Below are 16316 nucleotides of genomic sequence, written 5' to 3' on the forward strand. Positions count from 1 at the left end.
ACATGCTCGATTGCGACGTCAGCGTGCTCCCCAGTGATCATGATCGCCGCGTGGAGCGCGTCAATCGCCGGTAGGCCGCAGCAGAACCATCCTTGTGTCGGTACGTCATACGGCTCGCTCAGGGTCATGGCCGTAACCGCAAAGCTCCCGTTAAGAAAGACGAACATGTCGGGCCAGGGGTTCTGGGGACCGGGCTGGACGGTCCAGAAGGGATCGGCGGTGGGCGATGGCAAGTTAGGGAGTGCCTGTACTATGGTCCTCCCTTCGCCCATGCCTAGGAAGCTCCCGCGGAACTCGTGGGCCACGATCTGGGCCGTGTAGAACGTGCCCTTCGTCAGCTGAACGGTGCACCTCGAACTCGAAGAAGCGCAGCCGTCGAACGCAGCCTGGATGTTCGCCGTATCATCGACCCCGTTCGGCTTGACCGTGTACGTGTGGGTCGCGGCATTATAGGCGAGGTACCCGCCCTTGGCCGCGGCTGCGGGCGGAAGCGCGACGACCCAACCCAAAACGAAAATGGCGATCGCAAATGCGACGACACACTTTCGAGTCACCCGATAGGACTCCACGATGAACCCCCACGCGTGCTTCAGTGTCTCACGGTTACATGATAGTTACTAGTCCCCGCTCAGCTGAGCGTGATGGAGTCCCTAAAGCCCGAGCCCGTCACTGGGGGAACGGGCTGTTGCAATGCTATCGCAGCAAGCCCTTCCAGCGATTGGAGGCGATGGGGTTCGGGGCATCTTCTTCCTTTCAGTAGTTTGAATCCCGCGGGGATTCGAACTCGTTATCTGAAACTCCGGGCCGGCTTTGCCAGCCTCGCACGAGCGGCATAGATTCTGCCACAGACGACTACGTCTGGCTCTGTGACTCCGATTGGGACTCGAGGGAGGACTCGGAACCTGAAAGGACCGTTTCGGGGTCGCCGATGATGTACGTCTCCCGGAGGCGGGACAGGTAGCCGCCGCGGAGGTCGCGGATCGCGCCTTGGCCCGGACGGATGGAGCCGTACGGGATCCGCGGGTTGAATTCACCCTTGATCACGGGCGTGTGGCACAAAGGGCACTTATGCCACTTGGACCGTCCGTGGCGGTGGCCATTGCCTAGGCTCGCGGACACGATATGGCTCGCGGGGCGGCTCGAGGCCCGCGGGGGCTTCCACGGGAGGAGGAGCTCCCCGGGAGCCCACCCCTCATCGCCGTCCCGTTGCAGGAGGAACCCGTCGATCGACCGAAGGAGCTCGTCCTCGGTGGGCCGCGGGATCTCCGGTTTCGGAGACAGGCGGGAGCGGGTGAGGTCGGAGGCGCCCCGGAACGGGGGCGTGCCCTTGGGCGCGGACGTGAGGACGCCTCCGTGGGGGAGCCGGCGGAGGACGCGCGACCCGATGCGCATGGAGACGAGCGTCCAGCCGGGATCCGCGATGGGGTTCGCCACGACCATGAGCTTCTCAAGCCCCTGCCACAACGTGACCTCGGTCTCGGAGGGCGGGCGGCTGTCGAGCAGGTTCTCGGGCTCGGCGTCGGAGTCGCGTCCGTCGAAGCGGACGCGGAGGTGGCCGAGGGAGCCGCGCTCGATCCGGCCGTCCGGACCCTCGACCGTAGCGAGGCCGAGGGAGCCCATGCGCGGCTGGGTCCGCCGCATGGTCCGCTCGACCAGGAAGAAGGCCGCAGCCTCGTGCTCGTTCGCTCGCCGCAGCATGCGAGGGAGATGTGGGCGCGAGCCCACTAAAAACTATCGGGGAGCCCGTCAAAAAGTGTTCCACTCGATCCTGGGAGCTTGGTTCGAGGGCGGAGGCCGGGTTCGTCATGGTGGGACTCATTCGTCCTAGGCCCGACCGGTTCTTCGGCTGCCACGCCAGCGTCACGGGATTCTTCCTGCCAGCGATTGGCGTGGGGATCCTGGTCCATCTCGTGAACACCCCGTGAACGAGTCCGCCCACCAGGCCTTCGGAGCGAGTCGACATCGAAGCACCGTGTCCCGCATCGTTCGCGTCCCCGAGTCGGCCCGGACGGGCGATGCGTGCGCGGGCCGTTGGAGGGCTCCCATCGGTCAGGACGACGGCGCCTGTCTCGGAGTCGACAGGGCCACCCTGGAGACCTCTTGGCTCGCGAGGAAGCCCCAGAACATGAGCGCGATGCCGATGAGCTCGCTCAGGTAGAGGGCCCACGGGATCCCGAACCGGGCGAGGGAGCCTCCGGCGGCGACCACGAGGGCGCCGATGGCGATCCAGGCGTTGAACGCGAGGCGGGTCTTCCAGTAGGAATAGGCGGCCACGCCGATCAGGGCGAGACTCCCCGGGATCGTGAACACGGGCGACCAGAGGCGGACCGACTCCGCGAAGCCGTCCCCGCCCGGAATCGGCAGGAGGAAGGCGCTCGCATTCACGCTCGCGTTCGCGAGGATCCACGCGAACGCGAGGAATAAGACCGCCGTGTAGGCCGCGAACGCGTACCCGCCCCGGCGGCTCACCAGGAAGAGCGATCCGACCCCAAGGACCGCGACCAAGGGGGCCGCGACCAGATAGTAGACCTTGTAGATGCCCTCGCTCCAACCGTAGGCTTCGGCCAGGAACTGGGTGAAGGCCGCGAGGGCGTAGAGCCCGAGGCCGACGGACCAGGCCAGCTGGTACCGCTTCCGGCGGCCGAGCCACTGGCGGAACACGAGGGCCGAGAACAGCACGCTCACGGCGGTGGCTCCGAGGGAAACCGCGGCACCTGCGAGACTCATGGGCGGTGGGACCGCCGACGCCTTCCTTAAACCTACGCGAACCGGGTCAGCCTAACGGCGATGACGGCGCCCGGCTGGATCGATGGCCACATCACCGTGATGTGATGCGGGAGGAGGACGGCTCGCGGCGCCCAGGGCCCTACGCGGGCAGCCGGCTGCGCCGCGGACGCGCCACCGGGCTGAACGTCCAGACCGTCCGGGGAGGGCGCAGCGTGCGGTCCGAAACGAACATCCGGTGAATCGGCCCGAGCGCCTCGTTGCCTCCTTGCGTGAGGTCGGCGATGCGGTCGTACCGGCGCAGTTCGCGCGGCGTGGGTTCCGCGTCCGGGTTCATGGGTCCCCAGCTGTCCCAGAGCAGCAGTTCGCGTCGGTTGAGGGCCGCGAGGTCGAGAAGCAGGCGCGTTCGGACGAACCAGGAGCCCCGCAGGGGGCCTCGAGGCTCCACGCCAAACGACAGAGGGTCCGCCTCCGATCGCCGACACATCTGCCAGGCTCGACCTCCGACGAGGAAGCGGTCCCGGGGCACGTCGGTCGGGTCGAACGTCAACCGGTTGTACCGCGCGAGCGGCTCGCTCTGCTCGGGGTCGACGAGCCGCCAGCGGCCGCTCGTCCGATCCCAGACCTCCGCAATTGTATGGTCGACGTGGAACTCGGCGGGGAGGTCGCGGAAGTACGTCGCGAACCCGACCCGGACCCGGGTCGGGATCCCCTGGTGGCGGGCCATCGAACAGAACAGGACGGCGAAATCGCGGCAACAGCCCACGATCCGACGTGCGACGGGGCGTGGCTCCGTCAGAGGGCGGGCGTCCAACGCCTTGATCCGGGTCAGCATCTTCGACACCAGGCGCAGATCGACCTCCTTCATCCGCTCCCGCGAGGGTCGGGTCCGTCCAAGCCTCGGGTCCTTGTAGTGAACGATGAGTCCCTGGACGGCTCGACAGAGGTCGGGCACATTGGTCGCGAGGTTGTTGTAGAGCCCGCGCCCCCTTCCGGGGTCGGTGAAGGGGCTCTGGCGCGTGTAGCCTGCGACTCCCGCGGGGAGCCGGACCGTCCGGTCGCGCATCAGGCCACGAACGCTCGCGCCACCTTATAATCGTTCTCCGGAGGCCAGGTTCGACGCATGACCCTCTGGCGTCGACCGACGATCGCCCGCGGCTCCGCCGGAAGGGCTATGCCGCGACGGGGCGATGCGGCCGCGGGGAGTGGAGAGATGCAACCGACTGCGTCACCGCCACCGATGCCCGTGCCGACGCCGGGAATGCGAGGCCGCGGGTGGGGTTCTTGGATGGTCGTCGTGGGGGGACTCGCGGTCGCCCTCGGCACGGTCGTCACGGGGAACACCTTGTGGGACATCGGGGTGGTGTTCGGCGGGTTGTACACCGGGTCGATGCCCCCCGCCGTCTTTCAGCGACTCCTGGAGGAAGTCGGGACTCTCACGGCCATCGGAGCCGTGCTTTCGGCGGCGGGCTTTCTGCTCGTCTTCGTAGGGGTTGCCATCGCCTTCCGAGACCCGTGCAGGGCGCCGCGGCGGATCACGCGCCGGACGTTCGCAATCCTAGTCCTGGGGGGTTCGCTCGTTGCCGCCGGGTTCGTGGCCTTCGGCGTGTTCAGTCTCTACTCCAACTCCTCCCAACCACTCCTCGTCGGTTACCAAGTGCTGTATTCCCTTGACCTCGCTGGGCGAATCGTCGAGGCGGTCGGGTTCTTCGTTGCGTTCGCCGGGCTCGCCCATGCGATTCGTCGGTGACGACGGGAGGATGGGACGGTCCGCCGGACCCGGTTGTCCCTAGGGAGTCGGAAGGGCTATGCCGCCACAGGTCCATATCGCATCGCAGCGTGGAGGGACTCGAACGCCGACCGATTCGCGGCCGATGCCTCCGCACGGATTCTACGTGCAGCTCACCGCAGCGGTCGTCGTCGCCCTCGTGGCCTTGACCGGCATCCTTGTCTTCGCGTCCCTGCCGCCAGGGCCAGAGCCGGACGTGGTCCTCGTGTCCGCCACAACCACCTACGAGGGGTGCTCCGGAGGCATGACGACCTACAACTACTCCTTCCGGATTGTGAATCCGCGCGCCTCGTACGTGCGGGCAGGACTCGAAGTCTACGCGGACAACATGTCGACGGGGATTTCCTATTTCTACCTGCGGCCGCGGTCGACGCAAGCCGCTTGGATGTACCTTGGGTTCGTGGGCTGCGGTTCGCACGTCATCCGAGGCAACCTCACCCTGGTTCAGGACATTCCCTCGACGTGGATGCCGACCTCTGTCTCGGGTCTCGGCCGCAACGAGTAAGCCGCGACCCGGGAGGCCGGGGCACCGTGCCTCGCCAGTCGCCCCCGAGTCGGGCCTGAACGGCTTTGCCGCGAGCGCGGTGCGACGCTCCGCTCCTCCGGTGGCAAGTTTGGGTTTCTGGGGCCGTCCGCCCGCGCAACGGAGGAGTGGATGGGAGGTCCCCGAGAGCTACACGCCGGGCGGCCGAGGCTCTCCGTCGCGCGCGACCCGGCGCCTCCATGGGATCAGCAGGAACGCCCCGGCCACGAACGCGAGGCCTGCGAGCACGATGACCCCGTTCCAGAGTAGCGCCTGGTTCGCGAGGTCCGCGCAGGCCTGGCTCTGGGGCGGGACTCTGCAGCTAGCTCCCTGCTGCGCGTGGCCGATGTCGTAGAGGCGGATGGGCGCAAACCAGACCCCGAACCCCGCGGCGAGGATCAGGCCAATCCCGAGGAGGACCGCCCCGACCCTAGCCCTGGCCGCCCTCGGAACGTGAAAGAGTCTGACACCGTCCGAGGCTCGAGGAAGCTTCCGCGACAGCGCGAGGATCACGATCCCGACGACCGAGAGGACTCCGCCAAAGACCATGGCGAACGTGCCTACGTCGCGATAGGGATACACGTGCAGACAGTACGAGGCAAAGCTGGGAGAGCACACGGCGTAGGACCACGCGCCGTACCCTACCATGGCGGCGAGGAGGCCCACCAGGAGGACCCCGACGCCGGCTCCCTTATACGTCATCCCTTCGGGGCCGTCAAGCCCGTGGCGCGGCTGATACTTTTCGGTTCCGTTCGCGCAGGAACGGCTCGTCAGCCTCCGAGGCGAGTTCCTGAAATGGGAGGGTTCCTGACGTGCCGGTGAGCGTCGCCTCGGACGAGGAGCTTCGCGGCTGGATTCGGGCGGCAGCCCCCGCGCCCGCAGGGACGCGTCTCGGGTCACTTAGGCACGCCTAAATATGCCATGGGCGATGCCGCCCGTCATGATCTTCATCACGCTGGTGAAATTCCGGAGGAAGCCGACGAAAGCGGACCTGGCCGAGACGGACAAGACGTTCGCACTCCAGGCAAAAATGGGAATCAAGAACCTCGCGTTGTACTGGTCGTTCGGCCGCTACGATGCCGTGCGGATCTTCGAGGCCCCCGACGAGAAGACCGCCATGAAGGCGCTTACGAAGGCGCCGGAGTATGTCGTCACGGAGACCATGCTCGCCCTGACCCGGGCAGACGTGGATAAGCTCCTAGACTAGGCCACTCTGCGAGGCGGTGACTCGGGCGCGCTGCATCGAACGAGGTAGCCGCGCAAGCCGAATCGGTGACAGCCTACCACGCAGCCGGCAGTGCGAGCGAGCGGGGACGTGATGCGCGGTCTGACCCCGAGTGGGCCGGAAGGGCTTTGCCGCGACGAGAGGATGGGGCTGTCGGCATGCCATACGCGGGCGCCCATGGTCGCCGCGGGTCGCGGATCTTCTCCGTAGGAGCGATACTGCTCCTCATTTCGGCTGTCCTGGAGCTGAGGCTCTTTCTCGGCTACGGACTCGACCTCAACGCGTTCATCGCGCTCTTCGTGGTCGCCGCCATCGTGGCGCTCGCGGGCCTCGTCACCATGACGGTCGGCCTGCACCTTCGAAGGCCGGGGGAGAAGATTTTCGGCATCTGGCCGGACATGAACAGTCGACACAAAGGCATCGCTCTGGCGGTCCTCGGTGTCCTGCCACTCTTGGTTGGAATGTACTTCCTGTGGTTCGCATGCTCCGCCTCGGGCCTGATCGCCTCGTCCACCGCCGGAGCCTCCGCAACGGCGCTGGTCTGCGAGCCTTCCGTCAGCCTCGTAGGCATCGCGCTGGCGGCTCTGGGCGCTGACCTGATCGTCCTGGGCTTCCTGATCGTCCGGTGGGACAGAACCGGGTTCGCCAGAATCAGGTTTGCCAAAGCCCGCTTATTCCGGGACGGTCTCGAGGGAGGAACTGCTCCGCCCCGTTCGCCCCACAAGCGGCCTGAAGGGAAGCGTCGCCGAGCCGCGAACGAGAAGCCTGCAGGTCCTTAAGCGGTGTCGCATCGACTCGAGGGGCACATCAACGGGGCGCGGCTTGGTCCTCCACGGCTAGCCTCGAAGCGATTCGAGCTCCCGCCTCATGCGCCGGTTGAAACGGTTCCAGTCCGTGTGAATCAGCGAGGTCAGCACCGGCATGGGAAACAGGATCTGGAAGCCCTCCGGCTTGAGGCCGGAGCGCAGGAACCGCGTCCGTTCCGCGCACGTCATGGCATCCCACCACGCCCCCCGCATCACGCCTTTCCCCCCGGGGTCGGTTCGCAACAGGACCAATCGCCTCGAGGGCTGTACCGCCCAGATACCGAGTTCCATGACGCCCCGGGCCGGGTCCTCCCACGCACGGACCTCTCGGCTGGACTCGAGAGTATCTAGGTCGAGTCCACATACCAGGCAGGTCCGATGGGGCATCGTCCCATTCAGGCCGGTGCAGGCGAAGAACTTTGGGTTCGAGGCGCGCCGATGCGTTCCTCTCGAGAACCCAGAGTGTGCGCGACCTCATCCCGAAGACTTCGCAAAGGCCGTCACGGTCCTCGTGAACTCTTCGGGGTGGGTGATGTGGGGGTTGTGCCCGGTCTCGTCGTACGAGACCACCTTCGAACCGGGAATCGCCTGCGCCAGGATGTCGATGATGGCCCGTATCAACGGGGGACTCCGTCCGCCGTAGGAGAGCAGTGCAGGCCGTTGGAAACGGCCAAGCGCCTTCAGGTCGATGTTGGCGTCCGACGGGTTCCGCATCTCGTCGAGGAAGTTGTCTGCGTTTCGGATGAATGTCTCCTGCATCTGGGGAGGCATTCGATCCCATCCTCCCGGTCCCGCCATCAAGGTGTCCACGAACAGACGGGCCCCTCCCTCCCGATCGCCCGCCTCGAGGAGCTTCGCGACCGCCGCCCGTCGAATCCGTAGTGCGCTGAGCATGGGTGCGGTCGAGGGGTCATTGGCCAGCAGCCCCATGAGAGGAGGCTCATGCACGATCAGGCTACGAACGACCTGGGGCTGTGCGGCGGCCATCTTCAAGGCGACGATCGAACCGGTCGAGTGGCCGACCACGTGCGCCGGAACCATGCCTAGCCGAGTGAGCAGGGCCGCAGCGTCTGCGGCGTCCTCCTCGGTGCTTCCCTGCGTGGCCACCGTCTCGCTCTGTCCATGCCCTCTCCGGTCGTAGGTCACGACTCGGAAGGCGTGGGAGAGTCCAGGAACGACCGGATTCCAGTTGAGACGGTCGAACCAGGCGCCGTGGATGAGGACCATGGGCTCTCCATGCTCGCCGGCTCGCTCGTAGTACAGGTTCACACCGTTGGCCCTAACGACGGGCATCCTGTCGGCCTCCCGCGTGCCTCACTCGAGGACCCGAATGTTCCGGCGCGCGGACATCTCCTTGAGGATCCGGGGCCAGACGGCTACGGAGACCTCGCCGAGGTGCGCCTTCCGGAGGAGCAGCATCTGGGTGCGGCTCTGCCCGATCCCGCTCCCGACGCTCAGGGGGATCTCGCCCTTCATGATGGCCTGGTGGTACGGCAGCCGAAGGTTCGCGAGCTGCCCGGACATCTCGAGCTGCGTCCGCAACGTCTCCGCGGTCACGCGGATGCCGCCGGACATGAGCTCGTGCCGGCGACGCGTCACACGGTTCCAGACGAGGATGTCCCCATTGAGGCCGTGCATCGGCCGCCCGTCGTCGGACCGGGTCTCCGCGACCCAGTCGTCGTAGTCCGCCGCGCGCATCTCGTGGGGCAGGCCGTCCTTGAGGGGCCAGCCGATCCCCAGGATGCAGACGGCGGGGTACTTCTGGACCAGGTTCGTCTCGCGCTGCTTCCGCGGCAGGTCGGGGTACATGTCCAGGATGTCCTCCGCGTGGATGAACCGGAGCGCGTCGGGCAGCGGCGGCATCTGGCCGGACCGCAGGGCGGGGAAGCGTCGGCGCGCGAGCGCCTCTGCGCCGCGGATCACCTTCCAGATCTTCTGGACCGTGTCCTTCCACGTGTCCAGCGTGCGGTCTTCCTCGCGGATCACCTTCTCCCAGTCCCACTGGTCCACGTACGCGCTGTGGTCGTGGTCCAGGAAGTAGTCCTTCCGCACGGCGCGCATGTCCGTGCAGATGCCCTCGCCGACCTGGCAGCCGAACTGCTTGAGCGCCATGCGCTTCCACTTCGTCGCGGCCTGCACGACCTGGGCGTCCACCGGGTGGCGGTCGTGGTCGTTCGAGATGTGGAACTGGACGGGCGTGCGCGAGCCGTCCCGGTCCAGCATGTCGTTCACGCCGCTTTCGACGTCCACGATGAGCGGCACCTGGACCATCATCAGGTTGAGCTCCTTGCACAGGTGCTCCTCGATGTACTGCTTCACCGCGAAGACGGCACGCTGCGTCTCCCGCGGGTCGAGCAGGGGTGTGTAGTCGTTCGGCAGGACCTTCTCGAGGTCCTCGTAGCTCCCGATCCCCGGGCCCGCGAGATCCGCTTTCTTCGCATCCATCATGAGGGGCACCTCAATGGCCAATGGGTCCCCTCGACCTTCGTCGGGGTATAGGTGCTTGTCGTATTGATGACGCAGTACCGACGGGTGCTTGCGGGGACGGTCGTGCCCACGAAGCGTCGTCCCGGATCTGGGGCTGAGCCGCAGGACACCCGTGCCTCGGACGCGTGGCCTCGGACGAGATGGGCGAACCCGGCTCGGCGCCAGGCGGCTCGAGCTCATTCCCGTGCGCAGAAAGCGAGCCGGCAGAGTCAAATACAGGCCTGCGGCTCGACGGAGACCGGTCTTGGGACCGAGGGATGTCCGCGCCGACCAGGCAGGTCAAGCTCAAACTCACCCTGATCGGCGAGCAGGCCGTGGGCAAGACGAGCCTCGTCCACCGGTTCGTGTCGCACTCCTTCGACGATCGGTACATCACCACCCTCGGGTTCGTCGTCTCCAAGAAGACGGTGAACGTGGATCTCCCCGCAGGCCCGGTCGTCGCGGACCTGATCATCTCGGACATCATGGGGAAGCGGGCGTTCCTCGACCTCTTCGGGGACGCGTACTTCCACGGGACCCAGGGCGTCCTCGCGGTCTTCGACGTGACCCGCAAGGAAACCCTGTCGACGCTCGGGGAGTGGATCGCGCGGATGCAGGACGCGGTCGGCGCGTTCCGCGTCGTCGTCCTGGGCAACAAGATCGACCTCGCGGATCGCCGCGTGACCACGGACGCCGACTTGATGGCGGCCCTCGGCGGCACGGGCCCCGTGGACCTCCTCTACACCTCCGCCAAGACCGGGGAGCATGTGGAGGAAGCGTTCCTCCGGCTCACGCGGGCGGTCCTGGAGTCCGTGATGTCCCAGGCCCCGGGCACGGCTCCCGGGACCCTCGCGCAGTAGGTCCCTCGCCCCCCCGGTATCCGCAATCAGCCCCGATAACGACCCCGTGGGGATTCAAGAGCCACGTGGGGAACGTCACCTGGAGGCTTCGAATGCGTGGGCCTCCGACCCGGGTCGGCGTAGTGCTGGCCGTCTTCCTCCTCCTGGCCGCCGCAGGCGCCGCCTTCCTCGCCGGTCCCGCGATGGCCATCGCGCCGCGCGTGTTCGACTCGAACACGGTCATCGGGTCCGGGGACCCCTTCTTCCTCGTCTGGTCCGGCGAGAGCGTGGCGCAGTCCTTCACGGCCTCCTCGACGTACATCCTGCTCAACCTCACGTTGCGCCTACGGAACCCGGGCGGGGGCGGCAACGTGGTCAACATCACGGTCCGGCCGGACGCGGCCGGCGTGCCCTCCGGCTCGCTCCTTGCCTGGGCCACGGCCCTGGCCGCGGCCACGGTGGGCCCGGTCAACGTGCCCCTGACGCCGACCCCGACCCTTGTCCAGGGCACGCTCTACTGGATCGTCGCCACGAAAGGCGGGGGATCGGCCAACGGCTACGAGTGGCATCACAGCAACAACGACACGTACGCGGGGGGGAAGGCCATGCTCAACACGGGCACGGGCTGGACGAACCCCGGGACGCCGACGGACATGTGGTTCCTGACGTACGGTCGCCAGACGGACGCGAACGTGTCCGTCGCGATGACGGGCTCCGCGCCGAGGGCTCGGCCCAAGGACGCGGTCACCTTCACGCTGTACATGAACAACACGGGGACGATCGCGGCGCCGCTCGTCTGGCTCAACGACACGCTGCCCGTTGGCTTCACGTTCGTCTCGGATACCGCCGGCTCCGTCCCGGCGATCACGGGCTTTCCCAACTACACGTTCGCCAGCCTGGCCTACGGGCCGCACGCGTTCTCCATGACCGCGGCCGTGGACGTCGGCGTGGCCCCGGGCACCACGCTCACGAACCGGGCGACCCTCACGTTCACGAATGCGACCGGCGTCCGGATGCCGCCTCGGATTGCGGCGGCCTCCGTGGTCATCGGCCTTCAGTGGAAGCAGCTGTACCTGGTGCCTGGGAACCCCGGGCCGCCCCAGTCCCTCGTGCCGGATCCGCCTACGGGAGGTGCCGGGTCCCAGGTCGTGTACCAGGTGCCTCGCGGCGGCGCGGCGGTGGACTTCCTCCTGGTCAATCCCCTCGGCCGCACGTTCCGCCTGCTCAACGTGACCTCCGTCCTCTACCTGGATTCGCGATCCCATCTCACGAGGAACCTGGACATGAATTTCACGCTCCTCGATGTCGTAGGGGCGAGCCAGACCGCGGTCGCCTACGAGCAGCTCCGCGTGACCACGGACAACATCCCCGGCTACCAGGCCTTCTCCTTCCCCTTCCCGAACCTGGACCTCAACGTGTCCGCAGGCCATCAGGTCCTCCTGCGAATCAAGGACATGACCTCCTCCCAGGACGACGCGCTCCTGGCGGTCAACGCCACGGCGACGCCGTCCCAGATGGACGTCCTCACGACGACCTATGTCCAGGTGGACGTGCTGGGCCTGCGGGACGCGTCCGGTCCTGCCGTCGTGTGGTCGCCGAAGGACGCCCTCGTCGTCCGCGCGAACGTCTCCGATCCGTTCGGGGCCGCGGAGATCGCGGGCGCGTGGATCAACCTCACGGATCCCATGGGCTCCCGCGTCTTGAACTTCGTCCCGATGACCCTCTTGGCCTCCAACGTCTCCGCATGGAAGCTCTTCGGCGCGGCGTACGGCCCGGCGCTCGCGAACGGGACGTACGCGATCGAGATCATGGTCGAGGAGGGCAACGGCGTGCTCGCGTACGCCACGGCCACGGCCCTCGTCCGAGCGCCGTCCTTCGACCTCGTCCTCGTTCCCACCCAGTCGAGCGCCTTGAGCGGGGACACGTTCTTCTTCGCGGTCTGGTACAACAACACGGGCAGCGGCCCCGCGGGACGCGCGTGGATCAACCTCACCCTGCCCAACCAGCTCCTGTTCGTCACGAGCTCCGCGGAGTCGAACCGGACGGGCCCGACCGCGTGGACGTGGACCAACGTGGGCGTGGGCAGCCACTTCTTCCTCGTCGAGGTCACGGTCCGCTCCGGGATCCCGCCCGCGCCCAGCATCTTGACCCGCGCGGGCCTGAACCACACGGATGAAAAGGGGCATCTCTGGCCCTCCCTCGCCGCCTCGGCGGCCGTCATCCTCCAAGGTCCGGTCCTGGCCCTGGGTTTCTCGAGTTCGACCGCGACGATCCATGCCAACGAGACGTTCGTCCTCACGTTGACCCTGCAGAACACGGGAGACCCCGCCGCGGACGTCTGGCTCAACGTGTCGTGGTCCGCGGGGCTCGTGTACGTCTCCGACTCCTCGAGTTCCGTCGGCGGCACCTCCGCCCCCGTCCCCGACGGGGTCGACATCGAATGGTCAAGCTTCGGGTCGGGGGCGTCCGGGGCGGTCAACGTCACCGTCCGCGGGGGGTCCGGATTGCCTCGCGGGAAGAACCTCGCGAGTAGCGCGGTCCTGACCTACACGAACGCTCGGCAGGCGCTCATGCCCACGCAGGCAGCGGCCGTATCCGTCCGGGTGATCGCCCCGGAGGTCGCGAACGCGTCCATCCGGTTGGCTCGATCCCTCGTCACCCCCGGGGACCTCCTGCCTGCGACGCTGAACTTCACGAACGACGGGGACGAGGCCGCCTTGAGCCTCGTCGCCACGCTCATCTTGGACCCCAGCCTGCGCGTGCGGGACGCGAGCCTCCCCGTGACGGTCTCCGGCTCCGCGGCGATCTTCGTCTTGTCCGGCGTGGGGCTCGGACCGCGGCGGATCTTCCTGAACCTCAGCGTGGCCTCCGGGGCGAGCGACGGGGCCGTCCTCACCATGTCCGGCTCCATCGTGTACACGGACCGCTTCGGGAATCCCCAGCCCGTCGTGTTCCTGAACGTGGTGAACGCGACCGTGGCCGGACCCAGGCTCCTCGTCACCGTGTCGCCGTCCGATGGCGTGGTCGAGGGCGGAGCCCCGATCACGATTCGGATCGATCCGACGAACCAAGGCACGGGAGCCGCGGGCGGGGTCTGGCTGAACGCGACCCTCCCCAACGACCTCCTGTACGTCTCCGATTCCTCGGACGGCCAGCGGAGCGGGGCCGGCGGCCACATCGCCTGGCACTGGGCCGGATTCGGATTGGGATCGCGGGCGTTCAATCTCACCCTCGCCGCCCGGGGGAGCGTCGCGAACGGGACCACGGAGACCGTCTCCCTGGCCGCGACGTACACGGATGCGAACGGGAACCTCGGGCCCGTGGTGACGACGACGGCTCGGGCCACGTTCGTCGTCCCCGCGATCCAGCTCAGCCTCGCGACCAGCGTGGGCGCGGTGCCCGCCGAGACGACGTTCTACTACACCCTGCGCGTCAAGAACGTGGGCAGCACGCCCGCGAGGACGGTCTGGCTCACGGACTCCCTGGACGCGAACCTCAAGGTCTTCTCGTACACGTCGAGCGTCGTGCCGAGCGGGACGCAGAGCCTGAACTGGACGTACACGGAGATCCAGCCCGGAGAGGAGCAGGCGATCACCCTGTTCGTCCAGGTCCCGGCGGGCGTCGCCGTGGGCACGCAGATCCCCAACCTGATCACCGCGGTCTTCACGAACAGCCAGGGGGCCGTCGTGGGCAGCGCGCAGTCGACCGCGGTCGTCGTGGCCGTCGCGGCGCCGCCGTCCGTGTGGCCGTACGTGCTCGTCGGCGTGGCGGCCGCGGCCGGAGCCGTCGCGTTCCTCGTCTACCGGAGGCGCAGCTCGCGGATCGAGGAGGTGTTCGTGATGACCAGTGCGGGGCTCCTCATCGACCACCTCTCGCGGGAGCTCGCCCCGGACAAGGACCCGGACCTGGTCGGCGGCATGCTCACGGGCGTCCAGGACTTCGTGCGCGACGCGTTCAAGCTCGGGGAGGACCGCAGCCTCCACGAGCTGGAATTCGGGGACTACCACGTCCTCATCGTGCGCGGGAAGGACATCTTCCTGGCCGCGGTCACGTCGGGCCGCGACACGCATGGGGTCGAATCGAAGCTCAAGGTCGCCCTCGCGCGGATCGAGAAGGAGTACGGGGACGTCCTCGCGAAGTTCAACGGGGAGGTCGATCGGATCCTCGGGGTGCGGGAGTTCCTGCGGCATCGGCTCCTCCGCTGAAGGCGGGTTCACGGTCTGCCCCATGCGGTGCCCGATCACGAACCCGGTGTGCGGGCCGGTGAGAGGTCCCGTGCCGTTCCCCGGGACCGGCGTGGTCTCGGGTCGCCCGGACGAGCTCCACGTCCCGGACGGATGGGATGCCGGGCTCGGACCTCAGTACGCGATGGCGGGCATCTGGCGAACGTATTCGCGGCTTGCGAGCTGCGTGAGCATGAAGTCCGCGACGTCGGCGCGGGAGATGCGGAGACCTCCGTGGGGGACGCCCTCGAGGGCGACGCGATACCGACCCGTCCGCGGTCCGTTCGTCAGGAGCATCGCGCGGACCACGATCCAGTCCGCGTCCCTCCGCCCGACCTCGGCCAACATCCGCGCGTGCTCCAAGAAGGGGCCCCGCAGCACCCGTCGACCGAGGCCTAGGGCGAGGTTGCCCTCGAGGGACCCCCCATCCTCGTGCATCGCGCCCGCCGTGGACAGGACGACGATGCGGCGGACGTCGCGGGCCTCCATGGCATCCAGGACGTTCCGGATGCCTTCGGAGAGGACCGGCAGCGGCCGTCGGGCGGGCGTCCCGAGGGCGCTGAGGACCGCGTCCTGGCCTTGCACCGCGCCCTCCACGGACGCCGCGCGGAGGACGTCGCCGCGCACCGCGCTCAGGCGGGGATGGGCGACGGGCACGCGGCCCGGGTCGCGGGCGAACGCGGTGACGTCGTGGCCCGCGGCGAGGGCCTGTTCGAGCAGGTGGCGGCCCGTACGCCCGGTGGCGCCGAACACGACAACCTTCGTGGCCTCCGCTCCCGGGACGGCACCACCGTCCGCGCCCTATCAAGTTGCGGAGCCGCGGCTGTCGCGGTTGCCTCTCAGTCGTCCCGCCCGCCCGTCATCCCGAGAGGATGGGGTAAGGACCGGAAGCGAAAGCTTCTAGATACGACGAGACAGTGACGGATTTCCGGGAATCCACGCGACGGACCGCTAGGCCCACTGCAGGATCAACCTATGCAGGTTTGGGGTCCAGAACGGCGCACGGCAGATTTCCGGAATCGGGGGAGGAAGGACCTGACGTGCGACGCCGCGATCCGCGCTGACTTCACCGCGGCGTCGAACCAAAGTCTTCGGGATAGGGGGAGTATCTGTGAGCAACGAGTATGATGAGGTCGTCGGTGAGCTGATGTCCGTGGCGAAGGAACCGTACGAGGGACGCCCGCCCCGCCGCAAGGCGGTCACGGTTTGGGCGAAGGTCCTCGTTCTCGGGGCGGTGCTGATCACACTTGCGAGCGGGGTCCTGGCCGCGGTCGTACTCTTCAACCAGACGCCGACCTACACCTCGGTCGCCATGATGTGGAACGGATGCGCCGCGGGCATTGAGCCCACCGGTGCCGCGAGCGGAAACTTGATCCACTTCACCTGCCCCACACATCCTGCGATCAATGTGATAAGCTCGGCCTCCGGGTTCGTGACGTACACGGCGTTCACTGTCCCGTCGAATGTGACGGACGTCTATCTGATTGACACGCTCGCAAAGGCCAATACCACGTGTCCCTCCTGGACGAGCCCTGGAGACTGGAACCTGCCCCTTCAGCTCGCAGGGGGCCAGATTACCATCGGAACGGTTGCCGGGAGGATCCAGCCCGGTCACGGGTATGACTACTGCGTGGACTACCTGACCGCCCCTCCATCCTTCTTCTTCTCGATCACGTGGGGTCAGGGCTGAGCCTGCTTCAGATGCGTTCATCGCCCGCGGT

16 protein-coding genes are annotated in these 16316 nt (G+C 67.5%); 7 read left to right on the plus strand and 9 right to left on the minus strand.

All coding sequences use genetic code 11. From position 1 onward, the window contains the following. The 4 genes from VEY12_03450 to VEY12_03465 all read right to left on the minus strand — a co-directional run. The coding region (locus VEY12_03450; protein HYM39189.1) for a hypothetical protein at window positions 1–569 on the minus strand (569 nt) is incomplete at its 3' end. Window positions 570–852: 283 nt separating this feature from the next. Next, window positions 853–1698 (minus strand): hypothetical protein, encoded by an 846-nt coding sequence (locus VEY12_03455; GenBank protein ID HYM39190.1) that lies wholly within the window; start codon window positions 1696–1698, stop codon window positions 853–855. Window positions 1699–2049: 351 nt separating this feature from the next. After that, window positions 2050–2727, minus strand: coding sequence for a hypothetical protein (locus VEY12_03460; GenBank protein HYM39191.1), 678 nt, complete (start codon window positions 2725–2727; stop codon window positions 2050–2052). A gap of 139 nt (window positions 2728–2866) precedes the next feature. After that, a complete protein-coding gene (locus VEY12_03465) occupies window positions 2867–3790 on the minus strand; it encodes a transglutaminase-like domain-containing protein (protein ID HYM39192.1) in 924 nt (307 codons plus the stop codon). Between the two features lie 222 nt (window positions 3791–4012). On the opposite strand from VEY12_03465, the gene VEY12_03470 reads away from it, so the two are divergent. Together VEY12_03470 and VEY12_03475 are read left to right on the plus strand one after the other, a co-directional pair. Then, window positions 4013–4474 (plus strand): hypothetical protein, encoded by a 462-nt coding sequence (locus tag VEY12_03470; protein HYM39193.1) that lies wholly within the window; start codon window positions 4013–4015, stop codon window positions 4472–4474. Window positions 4475–4598: 124 nt separating this feature from the next. After that, entirely contained in the window at window positions 4599–5018 is a 420-nt protein-coding gene (locus VEY12_03475) for a hypothetical protein (GenBank protein ID HYM39194.1), read from the plus strand. 168 nt (window positions 5019–5186) lie between these two features. Here VEY12_03475 and VEY12_03480 read toward each other — a convergent pair whose 3' ends face one another. Next, the gene (locus VEY12_03480) at window positions 5187–5738 is read right to left on the minus strand and encodes a hypothetical protein (protein HYM39195.1); all 552 of its coding nucleotides are present in this window, start codon (window positions 5736–5738) and stop codon (window positions 5187–5189) included. Between the two features lie 238 nt (window positions 5739–5976). Between VEY12_03480 and VEY12_03485 the strand changes: the two genes are divergently transcribed. Both VEY12_03485 and VEY12_03490 read left to right on the plus strand, forming a co-directional pair. Beyond that, on the plus strand, window positions 5977–6243 hold the full coding sequence (locus tag VEY12_03485; protein ID HYM39196.1) for a GYD domain-containing protein: 267 nt from the start codon (window positions 5977–5979) through the stop codon (window positions 6241–6243). 176 nt (window positions 6244–6419) lie between these two features. Further along, on the plus strand, window positions 6420–7040 hold the full coding sequence (locus VEY12_03490; protein ID HYM39197.1) for a hypothetical protein: 621 nt from the start codon (window positions 6420–6422) through the stop codon (window positions 7038–7040). Window positions 7041–7097: 57 nt separating this feature from the next. Here the strand turns inward: VEY12_03490 and VEY12_03495 are convergent, their stop codons facing one another. The 3 genes from VEY12_03495 to asnA all read right to left on the minus strand — a co-directional run bounded on the left by VEY12_03495 (window position 7098) and on the right by asnA (window position 9515). Further along, window positions 7098–7283 (minus strand): hypothetical protein, encoded by a 186-nt coding sequence (locus VEY12_03495; protein ID HYM39198.1) that lies wholly within the window; start codon window positions 7281–7283, stop codon window positions 7098–7100. 258 nt (window positions 7284–7541) lie between these two features. After that, entirely contained in the window at window positions 7542–8360 is an 819-nt protein-coding gene (locus tag VEY12_03500) for an alpha/beta hydrolase (protein HYM39199.1), read from the minus strand. 21 nt (window positions 8361–8381) lie between these two features. Continuing rightward, complete coding sequence (gene asnA / locus VEY12_03505) at window positions 8382–9515, minus strand: aspartate--ammonia ligase (protein HYM39200.1); 1134 nt, start codon at window positions 9513–9515, stop codon at window positions 8382–8384. 296 nt (window positions 9516–9811) lie between these two features. Here asnA and VEY12_03510 point away from each other — a divergent pair, with 296 nt between their 5' ends. Then, the gene (locus VEY12_03510; protein HYM39201.1) at window positions 9812–10393 is read left to right on the plus strand and encodes a Rab family GTPase; all 582 of its coding nucleotides are present in this window, start codon (window positions 9812–9814) and stop codon (window positions 10391–10393) included. A gap of 92 nt (window positions 10394–10485) precedes the next feature. Further along, window positions 10486–14577, plus strand: a complete 4092-nt coding sequence (locus tag VEY12_03515; protein HYM39202.1) for a choice-of-anchor R domain-containing protein — start codon at window positions 10486–10488, stop codon at window positions 14575–14577. Window positions 14578–14730: 153 nt separating this feature from the next. Here VEY12_03515 and VEY12_03520 read toward each other — a convergent pair whose 3' ends face one another. Continuing rightward, window positions 14731–15348 carry an SDR family oxidoreductase gene (locus VEY12_03520; protein HYM39203.1) on the minus strand — a complete coding sequence of 206 codons (618 nt, stop codon included), beginning with the start codon at window positions 15346–15348 and terminating at the stop codon, window positions 14731–14733. Between the two features lie 358 nt (window positions 15349–15706). On the opposite strand from VEY12_03520, the gene VEY12_03525 reads away from it, so the two are divergent. Continuing rightward, complete coding sequence (locus VEY12_03525; GenBank protein ID HYM39204.1) at window positions 15707–16285, plus strand: hypothetical protein; 579 nt, start codon at window positions 15707–15709, stop codon at window positions 16283–16285. Window positions 16286–16316 lie beyond the last annotated feature (31 nt).

Source organism: Thermoplasmata archaeon (assembly GCA_035632695.1).
In the GTDB taxonomy this organism is placed as follows: Archaea; Thermoplasmatota; Thermoplasmata; order RBG-16-68-12; family RBG-16-68-12; genus RBG-16-68-12.

Bases quoted from the DNA above. Each gene is read 5' to 3' on its own strand.
- VEY12_03465 (HYM39192.1), bottom strand. From the start codon at position 3,790: ATGCGCGACCGGACGGTCCGGCTCCCCGCGGGAGTCGCAGGCTACACG.
- VEY12_03455 (HYM39190.1), bottom strand. From the start codon at position 1,698: ATGCTGCGGCGAGCGAACGAGCACGAGGCTGCGGCCTTCTTCCTGGTC.
- VEY12_03490 (HYM39197.1), top strand. From the start codon at position 6,420: ATGCCATACGCGGGCGCCCATGGTCGCCGCGGGTCGCGGATCTTCTCC.
- asnA (HYM39200.1), bottom strand. From the start codon at position 9,515: ATGATGGATGCGAAGAAAGCGGATCTCGCGGGCCCGGGGATCGGGAGC.
- VEY12_03475 (HYM39194.1), top strand. From the start codon at position 4,599: ATGCCTCCGCACGGATTCTACGTGCAGCTCACCGCAGCGGTCGTCGTC.
- VEY12_03485 (HYM39196.1), top strand. From the start codon at position 5,977: ATGATCTTCATCACGCTGGTGAAATTCCGGAGGAAGCCGACGAAAGCG.
- VEY12_03460 (HYM39191.1), bottom strand. From the start codon at position 2,727: ATGAGTCTCGCAGGTGCCGCGGTTTCCCTCGGAGCCACCGCCGTGAGC.
- VEY12_03470 (HYM39193.1), top strand. From the start codon at position 4,013: ATGGTCGTCGTGGGGGGACTCGCGGTCGCCCTCGGCACGGTCGTCACG.
- VEY12_03510 (HYM39201.1), top strand. From the start codon at position 9,812: ATGTCCGCGCCGACCAGGCAGGTCAAGCTCAAACTCACCCTGATCGGC.
- VEY12_03515 (HYM39202.1), top strand. From the start codon at position 10,486: ATGCGTGGGCCTCCGACCCGGGTCGGCGTAGTGCTGGCCGTCTTCCTC.
- VEY12_03480 (HYM39195.1), bottom strand. From the start codon at position 5,738: ATGACGTATAAGGGAGCCGGCGTCGGGGTCCTCCTGGTGGGCCTCCTC.
- VEY12_03500 (HYM39199.1), bottom strand. From the start codon at position 8,360: ATGCCCGTCGTTAGGGCCAACGGTGTGAACCTGTACTACGAGCGAGCC.